We start from the raw sequence: 12,183 nt of genomic DNA, 5'->3' as shown, positions 1-12,183 counted from the left end.
GAACCGAATTCGTGGAAAAGCTGGGCAGACCAGCGAGTACGGCACGTCCAGACAACAGCCGCAGACCCACGATCAGCCGGACCGCGATCAGACCGACGCGACGGAATCAGTTCGGTGGATCAAGGCTTAGCCGCCCACCTCGCCGCGGTAGGCACACGCGCGGCGCTCACGGCAGCCACTGGCTGCCGTGAGCGCCTTCGCCGAGCCGCTACTCACGTCGGCAGCACCCTGCCCCAGGACACTCCCGGTCAGTGCGCCAGAAGGTGAAGCACTCCTCCTGCTCGACGTCCTCGGACCGTACGACCACAGACGGGTCTATCAGGTCCGCGATGGCCATCTCGTTCACCGGCAGGTCATTGCCCAGCGCGGCGACCTGCGACTTCGACCCTGCCCATCTCCCCTCCTTCCGGATGCTGATGAGCGGAATTTGTCGTCCTCCGCGGTTGCGCCGTACAGAGACGAGCGCAGTGGCGGCATGTATGTGGGTTGGCGCAGCCCGTTGATGTCGGCGTGGGAACTCACCGTCTCGTCACCCCGGCGTGCCGCTGCTCGGCGGTCTCCTCGGCCAGGACCAGGGTCAGCGTCTGTCGCGCGTAACGCGCGGACTCCTGTACCCAGGCGAGCGCCGAGGCCGGGTTGGCGTGGGCGTCAGGGGGCTCGACGGCGAGGCGGCGCTGGAGGTAGCCGATCCAGTGGCCCAGTACGGGGTCGCGGTCGCGGGCCGACGTGGCCCGGTACCGGGCACTCGCGAGGGGGAGAAGCCGCGCCAGGTGGCCAGTGAGCTCCTGCGCCAGGTCGGCCAGGGCGCGGGTGTCGAGCCGCGCTCCGACGGCTGACTCTGCGAGAGCCGCGTCGATGCAGGCGTTGATGGGGGCGGCATCGAGCTGGACGTCGCTGGGCTCGGGATGGGAACGGGCGCGCTCGCGTGCCGTGGGGTGAGCGAGCGGAGGCAACGAGGCCACGGCAGTGCCGGGAAACACAAGCATGAGTCAGCTCCAGGGGGAACGGGTGGAGACAGTGGGCTGTGGGCGTTCGCCCACACGAGTAGCGTTGTCCAACACCACGTCATGAAGAAGGAGTTGCCTGCCCGCTGCTGCCCGCAGCGGAGCGGGCACGGCGGACACGGGACCCATATGGACGAGACCTTTGCCCAGGCATTGCGCCGCTACCGCGGCGATCTGTCCCAGCGGGACGTCGCCCGCTTGGCCAATTGCGGCAAGTCCTACGTCAACGACCTGGAGGCAGGCCGCCGTCAGCCGTCACGCGCGATAGCCGCCTCGCTGGACAACGCCCTGGGAGCTGACGGATACCTGATCGACCTCGCCGCTGTTCCTGCCACGGCCGGAGTGTTTGAACGGGCCGCCGCTCTGCAGCAGGGGCTGGGTGAGCACCTGGCCGACGGCCCTCTGGCGGAGGCGAGCGTCGCGGACTGGGAGTACACCGTCGACCGGTACGGTCGAGCCACCCGTTACCGGTCCGAGGAACTGCTGCTGCACGACCTGGTCGACGACCTCGCCGCTCTTCAGCGCCATCTCCGACGCCCGCACTCCGCTCCTGTGCGACGACGCCTGCAGGTTGTGGCCGCTCGTTTCGCCGGGCTGATGGCGCTCGCCTTGCTCAAAGCGGGCAAGAAGACGGCTCGTGACTGGTGGCGCACCGGTCGGCAGTTCGCCGCCCTCGCCAACGACCGGGCCACGCTGTCGTGGATGTACGCGCAGGAGGCCTACCAGCTCTACTACGACGGCGACCTGCACGGCGCGGTGGAGCTCGCTCACCGTTCCCAGCATCTTGCAGGCGGACTGCCGTGTGTCGGCCCCGCTCTGGCCGCCCCCCTCAAGGCCCGTGCACACGCCGCGCTCCACCAGGCCGACGAGGTTGCCGCTGCCCTGGCCGATGCCCAGACGGCGCTCGACCGGCTGGACCCCACCGAGCGGATCGCCTCCGCTTTCGGGTACTCCGAGAGCCAGCTCCGGTTCCACAGCGGAAACGCCTGGACCCACCTCGGCCGGACCCGGCGCGCAGGAGAAGAGCACAAACGCGCCTTGGAGTTGTACACCCCGGATGAGCACACCGACCGTGCGCTCGTCCGGCTCGACCAGGCAGTGTGCATGGCGGCAGACGGCGACACAGCAGGCGCAGCCACGCACGCCGCCGCCACCCTCACCGCCTTGCCGCCTGCACACCGCAGCGCCCTGATCATCTACCGGGCGAAGGAACTGGCCGCTAGCGTGCCCCGGACACGACAGGTGTTGCCGGAGATGCGGGAGCTCCATGAAGTCCTGGCGCTTCCCGGCGAACGAGAGGACAGCGGGCATGGTGCACATCGAGCGGGCAACTGAACGGGACGCGGAGGCCATCGCGATACTGATCGGCGAAATCGAGGCGTACTACGGAGGTGAAAAGGCCCCAGCCGATGTCACCCAAGTCCGAACGCTGCTGTTCGGCGAGCAGCCCGCCGCGACGGTCCTGCTCGCCCGTGACGGCGATATCGTTCTGGGCATGGCGTCCTACAGCTTCCTCTGGCCGGCAGCCGGTGCCGATGCCTCGCTCTTCCTGAAGGAGCTCTTCGTACGCGAGTCGGCCCGGCGCCAGGGCATTGCCACTGCCCTCATGACACGAGTGCAAACAGCGGCTTCGGCTGCCGGTTGCACCCGCGTGGAATGGACCGCCGACCGTAACAACTCCACCGCCCTCGACTTCTACAAGGCCCTCGGCGCCGAGCCCCACCACGACAAGATGCTCTACCGGATCGAGTAGATGCTATGAGCCCGGCCCGAACGACCTCGTCGGCTCAGTGGCCGGAGACGGGCCCGGGACCCGCCCCCGTCGACCCGGTCAGTGGACGACCAGCGTCGCCGTCCACGTTCCACCGGACTCCTTCCGGCTGGCCAGGCGGACGTCGCCGACGGCGGTCGTGGTGAGCAGGGCGGCGGTGACGCCGATCGCCAGGGTCACCGTGCCGTTGCTCTCGCGTCGGATGGCCGATGACGGCTGTGCCGTGATCGGTTTCCAGAAGGCGCGGGCGTCGTTGCTGTGGGCGTTGAGGAACACGGCGATCGTCTGGCCTCTGGCCACGCAGATGCGTGCGCCGTTGTCGTCCTCGGTGGCGGTCCCGGAGGTCTGCGGCAGGATCGCCGCCCCGGGGGCGCGGCACGCGGGTTCGGGCGAGGTGAGGGCGGCGGGCCCTGTGGTGCCGGAGCAGCCGGAGCAGCCGGCGAGAAGGAGCAGGGCCAGAGCGGTACGGGCGAAGGGTGCAAGGAAACGGTGGCTCATGATGCGGGGCCGTTTCTGCGATGCCTGCGGGACCGTGGAAGGGGTGGGCGGAGCGCACGGCTCCGCCCACCCGGGCCGGATCAGCCCTGGCTGGCCGCCGAGTTGTAGTACTTGACGCACCCGCCCGAGCCGCTGTTGGCGTTGTTGCTCCACAGCGGTTGGACGGCGAATTTGTTGCCGTTCAGCGAAACGATGCCCATGCTGGTCCACGCGCACTTGTCGGCGGTCTCGCCGGTGCCCCCGGTGTCGTCGGTCCAGCCTGTGATGGGCACGGGGTCCGTGAGGGTCTCGCCGTACTCGTGGCCGCCGACGATGGTCACGCCCTCGTTGTCCGCATTGACACCGGTGGTTCCGACGGGCACGGAACTGGCGCCGCAGGTGGCACCGGCGTCCGGCATGTAGGGCATGTTGGTGACCGTGATCTGGCCGCCGCCCGTCAGATTGACCGAGGTGTGCCAGGCGCAGTACTGGGTCTTGAAGCCACTGGGTACGACCCCGGGCGGCGTGTCGATGATGATCTGGCTGTTGGTGTCGCTCACGCCGAAGTATTGAGCGGCCTTGATGCCCTCGTTGACGATGTCGGTCGTCGTGGGATTCTGCGGGGCGGCCGCGCTCTCCTCGTCCCACTGGCCGACGCGCGGGCTGGAAGCGGGGTGCCCGACGAACGTGACGGCGTGGGAGCAGTCCTTCGAACCACTCGTGATGCCGGAGCAGTACTGCGTGGCCGAAGTGCTCCAGTTGTCACCGGCGCCGTAAAGGCTGTCGAAGAATCGCGCCTGGAGAAACAGCTCGTTCTTGGGGTCGTTGTTCCCTTGGGACCACTGATTCCCCCACCACACGACATACACCTGGGGCGCGTTCTGGACCTTGCCGCCGTGGTAGGTCACGGGATTGGTGTTGGTGAGCGCACGGGACGAAGGCTTTTTCTCCGGCGCGGGCTTGGCCACGGCGGGTGTGGGGGCCGACGGCGAGGGCTTCGGCCCTGTCGCGAACCCGCGCTGCGGGACGGCGAAGAGGAAGCCGACGATGAGCACAAAGGCGCTCAGGGCGGTGAGCGCCGTGCGTCGGGTCGGCGAATGCACGGAGGTCATGCTTGCCTCATTTCCCCAATGACATTGCCCTGGTCAGGGCAACACCAGCAGCACAGCGCGACCCGTCAACCTCGAATAGAGATGGCGCAGATATTTCACCTCAACGGGTGCATAATGACCATAATACGACCGCCCCTTGGTGTATCGGCTCCCCGCCCCCACGGAAATCATTCATGGTGTCCTGTATCAACCCGCCTTGGACAATGCCTCGTTCAGCTCCACGACATCGACGTGTGGTTCTCCCAGGAATCCCAGGGCACGTTCCTGGACATGGTCCGCCACGAGGTGCCTGACCCCTTGGAGAGGAAGGCCGCGCGTACGGGCCACCCGCGCCGCCTGTTCGTACGCGTACGCCGGGGAGATGTCCGGATCGAGCCCCGACCCGCTCGCCGTGAGGGCGTCCGCCGGTACCGAGGACGGCGGGACACCGTCGAACGAAGCCACCGCGGCACGCCGCTGCGCGATCGCGTCGAGGAGTGCCGTGCTGCTGGGACCGAGGTTGGAGGCCGACGAGTTCAGCGGGTCGTACGAAGCGGCGGAGGGGCGTGGCTGGAACCACTTGGGGTCGGGGCGCGGTGCCTCCTGGGGGTCGTCGGGGTTCTTCTTCGGCAGGGCGAAGTTCTGGCCGAGCAGGCTGGATGCCACCGGCCTGCCATGCTGCTCGATCAGTGAGCCGTCCGCCTGGTGGGGGAACGCGAGTCGGCCGACGCCTGCCACCGCCAGGGGATAGGCGAGGCCGGTGACGACGGTGAACACCAGGAGCATGCGCAGGGCCGACACGTGCTGCCGCAGCAGCGACGGAAGGTGGAGGAGCACGGTTTCGCCTTCTCTCCGCAGTCAGTGCAGGCCGGGGACGAACTGGACGGCCAGGTCGATGAGTTTGATGCCGAGGAACGGCAGGATCAGCCCGCCCGCCCCGTAGAGCCGGATGTTGCGGCCGAGCAGCGAGGCCGCGGACGAGGGCCGGTAGCGCACGCCGCGCAGCGCGAGCGGGATCAGGGCGACGATGATCAGCGCGTTGAAGATGATGGCGGAGGACACCGCCGAGGTCGGGCTGTGCAGCCGCATGATGTTGAGCCTGTCGAGGCCCGGGTAGGCCACCGCGAACATCGCCGGGATGATCGCGAAGTACTTCGCGACGTCGTTGGCGATCGAGAAGGTGGTCAGCGCGCCGCGCGTGATGAGGAGCTGCTTGCCGATCTCGACGATCTCGATGAGCTTGGTCGGGTTGGAGTCCAGGTCGACCATGTTCCCGGCCTCCTTGGCGGCCGAGGTGCCGGTGTTCATCGCGACACCGACGTCCGCCTGGGCCAGCGCCGGGGCGTCGTTGGTGCCGTCGCCGGTCATCGCGACGAGCTTGCCGCCGGACTGCTCGCGCTTGATCAGCGCCATCTTGTCCTCGGGTGTCGCCTCCGCGAGGAAGTCGTCGACGCCCGCCTCTTCGGCGATGGCCCTGGCCGTCAGCGGGTTGTCACCCGTGATCATGACGGTCCTGATGCCCATGCGGCGCAGTTCCTCGAACCGTTCCCTGATGCCTTCCTTGACGATGTCCTTGAGATGGATGACGCCGAGCACGCGCGCGCCCTCCGCGTCGTCCACCGCGACCACGAGCGGCGTGCCGCCGAGGCGGGAGATGCGGCCGACGGTCTCCTGCACGTCGTCACCGACCGTGCCGCCCGCGGCCGTCACCCACGCGGTGACGGCCGCGGTGGCGCCCTTGCGGATGCGGCGGCCGTCCACGTCCACCCCGCTCATCCGTGTCTGCGCGGTGAACGGCACGAACGTCGCCTGTTCCAACTCGCCCTCCGTACGGGCCCGCAGGGCGTATCGCTGCTTCGCGAGGACGACGACGGAGCGGCCCTCCGGCGTCTCGTCGGCCAGCGAGGACAGCTGGGCGGCGTCCGCGAGTTCGTCGGCCGTGACCCCGCCGACCGGCAGGAACTCGGCGGCCTGCCGGTTGCCGAGGGTGATGGTGCCGGTCTTGTCCAGGAGGAGCGTGTTGACATCGCCCGCGGCCTCCACCGCGCGCCCGGACATCGCCAGGACGTTGCGCTGGACGAGACGGTCCATGCCCGCGATACCGATCGCGGACAGCAGCGCGCCGATCGTCGTCGGGATCAGGGCGACCACGAGCGCGACGAGGACGACGATGGTCTGCTCGGCCTTCGCGTAGATGGCGAACGGCTGGAGCGTGACGACCGCGATCAGGAAGACGATCGTGAGCGAGGCCAGCAGGATGTTCAGCGCGATCTCGTTCGGCGTCTTCTGCCGCGCCGCGCCCTCGACGAGAGCGATCATCCGGTCGATGAACGTCTCGCCCGGCTTGGAGGTGATCTTGATGACGATGCGGTCGGAGAGGACCTTCGTACCGCCGGTGACGGCGGAGCGGTCACCGCCGGACTCGCGGATCACCGGCGCGGACTCGCCCGTGATGGCCGACTCGTCGACGGAGGCCACGCCCTCCACGACGTCCCCGTCACCGGGGATGACCTGGCCGGCCTCGACGACGACGTGGTCGCCCAGCCGCAGCTCCGCCGCGGGCACCTCCTCCTCGACGAGGGCCGCGCCGGGCGACCAGCTCACGAGGCGGCGGGCCGTGGTGTGCGTACGCGTCCGGCGCAGGGTGTCCGCCTGGGCCTTGCCCCGGCCCTCGGCGACGGCCTCGGCCAGGTTGGCGAAGACGGCGGTCAGCCACAGCCATGCCGTGATCACCCAGGCGAAGACGCCGGGGTCCTTGACCGCGGAGAGGGTGGTGAGCACCGCCCCCACCTCGACCACGAACATGACCGGGTTGTGCGCCATCAGCCGCGGGTCGAGCTTGCGCACGGCATCGGGGAAGGAGGTGACGAGCTGCCGCGGGTCCAGCAGGCCGCCCGAGATCCGGTGCGGCTGCTTCCGGGCGGGGGCTGCGGAGGATTCGGGGTCGTTCGTGGGGGAGGGCATCAGTGCAGTCCTTCCGCGAGCGGCCCCAGCGCCAGAGCGGGGAAATAGGTGAGGCCGACGACGATGAGGATCACGCCGGTCAGCAGCCCGACGAACTGCGGCCGGTAGGTGGGCAGGGTGCCCGCCGTGACGGGTACGGGCCGCTGCCCGGCCAGTGCCCCGGCGAGGGCCAGGACGAAGATCATCGGCAGGAACCGGCCGAAGACCATGACCAGGCCGAGCACGGTGTTGTACCAGGGGGTGTTCGCCGTCAGGCCCGCGAAGGCGGAGCCGTTGTTGTTGGCCGCCGAGGTGAAGGCGTAGAGCACCTCGGAGAAGCCGTGCGGGCCGTCGTTGGCCATGGAGCCCCGTTCGCCGGGGAGCGCCATGGCGATGCCCGAGCCCACCAGGACGAGGGCGGGGGTGGTGAGGATGTAGAGCGAGGCGAACTTCATCTCGCGGCTGCCGAGCTTCTTGCCCAGATACTCGGGCGTACGGCCCACCATCAGCCCGGCCACGAACACCGCGACGATCGCGAGGACGAGAATGCCGTACAGCCCGGAGCCGGTGCCGCCGGGGGCGATCTCGCCGAGCATCATGTTGAAGATCAGCAGCCCGCCGCCGCCCGGTGTGAACGAGTCGTGTGCCGCGTCGACCGCGCCGCAGGAGGTGAGCGTGGTGGAGACGGCGAAGAGGGCGGAGGCCCAGATGCCGAGCCGCTGCTCCTTGCCCTCCATCATGCCGCCCGCCGCGTGCCCGGCCGGGCTGCTGACGCTGTGCAGCTCGTTCACCGTCACCACGGCCACCGAGGCCGCCCAGACCAGGCCCATGACGGCCAGCACCGCGTAGCCCTGCCGCCGGTCGCCGACCATGGTGCCGAAGGTGCGGGGCAGTGAGAAGGAGATCACCAGGAGCAGATAGATCTCCAGGAGGTTGGTGAAGGCGGTGGGATTCTCGAACGGGTGGGCGGAGTTGGCGCTGTAGAAGCCGCCGCCGTTGGTGCCGAGTTCCTTGATGGCCTCCTGGGAGGCGACCGGGCCGCCGGTGATGCTCTGGTGGTCGCCCGCGATCGTGGTGACCGCCTGCACGCCGTGGAAGTTCTGCACCACCCCGGCCGCCAGCAGCACGATCGCGAAGACGAAGGAGAGCGGCAGCAGCACGCGCAGCGTGACGCGGGTGAGGTCGACCCAGAAGTTGCCGATGTGGTCGGTCCTTTTGCGCGTGAAACCCCGGATGAGCGTCGCGACGACGGCGATGCCCACCGCGGCCGAGACGAAGTTCTGTACGGCGAGCCCGGCCATCTGCACCAGGTGACCCATCGTCGACTCACCTGAGTACGACTGCCAGTTGGTGTTGGTGACGAACGAGGCCGCCGTGTTGAAGGCCTGGTCCGGGCTCACCGGCTTCATGCCCAGCGACAGCAGGAGGCGGTCCTGGATCCGCTGGAACGTGTACAGGAACAGGACCGAGACGAGTGAGAACGCCAGCACACCGCGCAGATAGCCCGACCAGGTCTGCTCGGTGTCCGCGTTCACGCCGCCCGCCCGGTACACGGCCCGTTCGACGCGCAGGTGCCGGGACGCGGTCAGGCAGTGGGCGATGTAATCGCCGAGCGGACGGTAGGAGAGGGCGAGGGCGCCCACCAGGGCGAGGATCTGCAGCCAGCCCGCGAGCGTCTCGTTCATCAGAAACGCTCCGGGAAGAGCAGACACCACACCAGGTAGATCACCAGGGCGACGGAGACGGCCAGTCCGACGAGGTTCTCGATGCTCACAGGCGCTCCACCCCCTTGGCGGCGAGGTGGAGGAGGACGAAGGCGAGGACGGTGAGGCCGATGTACAACAAGTCCGCCATGGGCGATGCACCCCGTTGTTCTTTCAGCAGTGGACCGACTCATTTGAGCCACACGGTAGCGAAGCGCTGCCACGAGCCCCTGGCGAGAGCTCTTAGCGCTCTCCTGACGCGTCGGGCCACTCCTTTGACGGCTTGTATATTGCATTCGATGGCTTGTTCTGAACGTCAGGTGATCGGGTGAAGTGATTGCTTGAGGGGCTCCAAGCGTGATGCGGAATCCGAACTGTCCGGTTCTGGCGCGAGGGCGTCGCGCCGTCGGGGTATGCGGACCCGGTCCCGGAGGCGCGCACCTCGGAGGCTGTACATCCGGCTAAATCGCGCTAAGTGGCAAGATGCTTACGGATGGTTGACACTGCCATCAGTTGACTGGGTAAGCTCTGAACCCTCGCGTCCGCTCAACTCACCGGGATGCGAGCGTACTTGAGCGTACTTGTGTGAGACCCGTGGCACACCCCCCATTTTCGACCACGGTCGTCGGCGTGCCCGAGCCGTGGTCATGTGAGCACGGAGGTCCCCGATCTTGACGACGCAGACCCGGAGCGAAGAGCGGTTAGCCCGAGGCGGGGAGCCACCTGCCGAGGAGAGCGTCTGGCCCACGTGGCCCATATACACCGAGAAGACCGAGGAACACCTCCTCGCCGCGCTGCGGTCCGGCCGGTGGGCCGTCAGCGGCGCCTACACCGGCACCCCCTCGTACGAGCAGGCGTTCGCCGACGCGTTCGCCGCGTACACCGGCACCGCCCACGCCGTTCCCACGTGCAACGGCTCCGCGGCGCTGACGATCGCCCTGGAGGCCTTGGGGGTCGGCGTCGGGGACGAGGTGCTCGTCCCCGGGCTGACCTGGGTGGCCTGTGCCTCGTCCGTGCTGCGCGTCGGCGCGGTGCCGGTCCTGGTCGACGTCGAGCCCGACACCCTGTGCATGTCGGTCGCGGCGGCCGAGGCGGCGATCACTGAGCGGACCCGGGCCGTCATGGTCGTCCACCTCTACGGCTCGGCGGCGGACCTCGACGGGTTCACCGAGCTCTGCCGCAGGCGCGGCGTCGCGCTGCTGGAGGACTGCTCCCACGTGCACGGCGCCACCTGGCGCGGGCGCAGGCTCGGCGCGTTCGGTGACGCCGCCGCCTTCAGCCTCCAGCAGACCAAGCTGCTCACCGCGGGCGAGGGCGGCATCGCCGTCACCTCCGACCCCGCCCTCCACAGCCGGCTCTACCGCAAGCGCGTGGACGGCCGCGGGCGCCGCCAGGGCACCCCGCTCGGCGAGCTGGAGCTGGAGGAGCTGCCCGGCGTCCAGGGCTACAACTACTGCATGAGCGAGTTCAACGCGGCCGTCGCGCTGGACGGGCTCGGCCGCCTCGACGAGGAGAACGCCCGCAGGCGCGTGGCGATGCGGCGGCTGGACGAACTCCTCGCCGGCGTCGACGGCGTGGCCCCGCTCGCCCGCCCGGCCGCGCTCACCGAGGACGCCGCCTACCAGTACTGCATCCGGCTGGACCCGGCGGTCTTCGGGCCCGGTGCCAAGCACGCGGTCGCGGGCGTCATGTCGCAGCACCTCGGCCTGCAGGTCGAGCCCATCGACTCGGCGCTCAGCGACAACGTCCTCTACCAGCCGCTGGCCTCCGGCTGGTTCCGGCCCGCGCACGACCCGCGGCGCGCCCGCGAGCTGGACCCGTCCCGGTTCTCGCTGCCCGTCGCCGAGGCCGCGGGCGAGAGCGCGGTCGTCCTGCCGCACCGTATGTTCCTCGCCCCGCCCGAGCGCATGGAGCTGATCGCGACGGCCGTCGAGAAGGCCAGGGCACAGCTCTCCCGGGCCTGAACCCCGCCCTGGGCTCCGCCACCGAAGGCCATGAAGGCCACGAAGGCCACGAAGGCTCCCTACCGAAGGCGTTGATGATGGACCTTCAGCAGGAGTACGGGCCCGCGCTCGGCACCCGCGAGCCGCCGCACCGCCCGGCACCGGGCGCGGTCCGCCCGGCCATGGTCACCGCGCGCTCACCGCTGCGGATCTCCCTGGCCGGGGGCGGCACCGACATCCCGAGCTACTCCTCCCGCCACGGCGGCCTGGTCATCGGCTGTGCCATCGACCGCTACGTCGGTGTCACCGTCTTCCCCCGGGAGTTCTCCGGGCGACTGCGCACCGCCTCCGAGTCGCATTCCGAGTCGCACTCCGAGCCATACTCGGAGTCGTACGAACTGTGCGACACCGCCGCCGACCACCCCAACCGCATGACCCGGGCCTGCCTGCTGCGCGCCGGGCTGCACCGCGACCGGCAGGTCGCCGTCTTCAGCGACGTCCCGCCGGGCAGCGGGCTCGGCGGCTCCGCCGCCTTCGCCGTGTCCCTGCTGCACGCCGCCGCCCACCCGCGCGCCGCCTCGGCACGCGAGCTGGCCGAGACCGCCGCCCGCGTGGAGATCGAGGACCTCGGGCGCGCGGTCGGCAAGCAGGACCACTACCTCGCCGCCTACGGCGGGATCCTGCTGCTGCGCTTCCACCGCTCCGGCCGGGTCGACCCCGAACCCCTCGACCTCCCGCCCCGCGTGCGCGACGGTCTGGAGGAGCGACTGATGCTCTTCCACACCGGCATCAGCCGGGACGCCGGTGACGTCCTGGCCGAGCAGAACCGGCGCACCCTCGAAGGCCACAGCGACTCCCTCACCCGGCTGCACGCGATCCGGCGCCTCGCCGACGACATGGCCGACTGCCTGCGCGCCGGTGACGTCTCCGGGGTGGCCGGGCTCGTCGAGGAGCACTGGCGGCTCAAGTCCAAACTCGGCTCCCGGGTGAGCAGCCCGGCGCTCCAGGCCCTGCACGACCGCGCCGTCGAGGCGGGTGCGGCGGGCGGCAAACTGCTCGGCTCGGGCGGCGGCGGCTTCCTGCTGCTGGTGTGCGAGCCGGGCCGCCGCCAGACCGAGGTACGCGCGGCGATGGCCGAGGCCGGGCTGCGCGCCCTGCCGTTCCGGTTCACCGACAGCGGCAGCGAGGCCGGGCATGTCCCCCTCTGAAGGGCGGCCGACCGAAAGTTCTTCGGCTGAAATCCGGTCAGTT

Annotated in this window: 11 protein-coding genes; 4 read left to right on the top strand and 7 right to left on the bottom strand. The window is 69.6% G+C overall.

Annotated elements, in window-relative coordinates; translation table 11 throughout:
* Positions 1 to 518: 518 nt before the first annotated feature.
* Positions 519 to 986, bottom strand: a complete 468-nt coding sequence (locus K6I34_RS02055) for a hypothetical protein (RefSeq protein ID WP_229322246.1) — start codon at positions 984 to 986, stop codon at positions 519 to 521.
* Between the two features lie 147 nt (positions 987 to 1,133).
* Here K6I34_RS02055 and K6I34_RS02050 point away from each other — a divergent pair, with 147 nt between their 5' ends.
* Both K6I34_RS02050 and K6I34_RS02045 read left to right on the top strand, forming a co-directional pair.
* Positions 1,134 to 2,339, top strand: coding sequence for a helix-turn-helix transcriptional regulator (locus K6I34_RS02050; protein ID WP_229322245.1), 1,206 nt, complete (start codon positions 1,134 to 1,136; stop codon positions 2,337 to 2,339).
* A complete protein-coding gene (locus K6I34_RS02045) occupies positions 2,314 to 2,757 on the top strand; it encodes a GNAT family N-acetyltransferase (protein WP_229322244.1) in 444 nt (147 codons plus the stop codon). Before K6I34_RS02050 ends, K6I34_RS02045 begins: the two co-directional genes overlap by 26 nt.
* A gap of 78 nt (positions 2,758 to 2,835) precedes the next feature.
* Here the strand turns inward: K6I34_RS02045 and K6I34_RS02040 are convergent, their stop codons facing one another.
* The 6 genes from K6I34_RS02040 to kdpF all read right to left on the bottom strand — a co-directional run bounded on the left by K6I34_RS02040 (position 2,836) and on the right by kdpF (position 9,060).
* A complete protein-coding gene (locus tag K6I34_RS02040; RefSeq protein ID WP_229322243.1) occupies positions 2,836 to 3,273 on the bottom strand; it encodes a hypothetical protein in 438 nt (145 codons plus the stop codon).
* Between the two features lie 80 nt (positions 3,274 to 3,353).
* On the bottom strand, positions 3,354 to 4,364 hold the full coding sequence (locus tag K6I34_RS02035) for a hypothetical protein (protein WP_229322242.1): 1,011 nt from the start codon (positions 4,362 to 4,364) through the stop codon (positions 3,354 to 3,356).
* A gap of 186 nt (positions 4,365 to 4,550) precedes the next feature.
* Positions 4,551 to 5,180 carry a potassium-transporting ATPase subunit KdpC gene (gene kdpC / locus K6I34_RS02030; protein ID WP_308293951.1) on the bottom strand — a complete coding sequence of 210 codons (630 nt, stop codon included), beginning with the start codon at positions 5,178 to 5,180 and terminating at the stop codon, positions 4,551 to 4,553.
* Positions 5,181 to 5,201: 21 nt separating this feature from the next.
* Complete coding sequence (gene kdpB / locus K6I34_RS02025; protein ID WP_229322241.1) at positions 5,202 to 7,307, bottom strand: potassium-transporting ATPase subunit KdpB; 2,106 nt, start codon at positions 7,305 to 7,307, stop codon at positions 5,202 to 5,204.
* Positions 7,307 to 8,971, bottom strand: coding sequence for a potassium-transporting ATPase subunit KdpA (kdpA, locus tag K6I34_RS02020; RefSeq protein ID WP_229322240.1), 1,665 nt, complete (start codon positions 8,969 to 8,971; stop codon positions 7,307 to 7,309). The genes kdpB and kdpA overlap by 1 nt, the downstream gene beginning before the upstream one ends.
* On the bottom strand, positions 8,971 to 9,060 hold the full coding sequence (gene kdpF, locus K6I34_RS38530; RefSeq protein ID WP_229322239.1) for a K(+)-transporting ATPase subunit F: 90 nt from the start codon (positions 9,058 to 9,060) through the stop codon (positions 8,971 to 8,973). Before kdpF ends, kdpA begins: the two co-directional genes overlap by 1 nt.
* A 600-nt stretch (positions 9,061 to 9,660) precedes the next feature.
* Here kdpF and K6I34_RS02010 point away from each other — a divergent pair.
* Positions 9,661 to 10,953 (top strand): DegT/DnrJ/EryC1/StrS aminotransferase family protein, encoded by a 1,293-nt coding sequence (locus K6I34_RS02010; protein ID WP_229322238.1) that lies wholly within the window; start codon positions 9,661 to 9,663, stop codon positions 10,951 to 10,953.
* 74 nt (positions 10,954 to 11,027) lie between these two features.
* Positions 11,028 to 12,140 carry a hypothetical protein gene (locus K6I34_RS02005; RefSeq protein WP_229322237.1) on the top strand — a complete coding sequence of 371 codons (1,113 nt, stop codon included), beginning with the start codon at positions 11,028 to 11,030 and terminating at the stop codon, positions 12,138 to 12,140.
* Positions 12,141 to 12,183 lie beyond the last annotated feature (43 nt).

Source organism: Streptomyces sp. UNOC14_S4, from assembly GCF_020740835.1.
In the GTDB taxonomy this organism is placed as follows: Bacteria; Actinomycetota; Actinomycetes; order Streptomycetales; family Streptomycetaceae; genus Streptomyces.
Note: the sequence above shows the minus strand (reverse complement) of the source record. Positions and strands in the feature narration are given on the sequence as shown.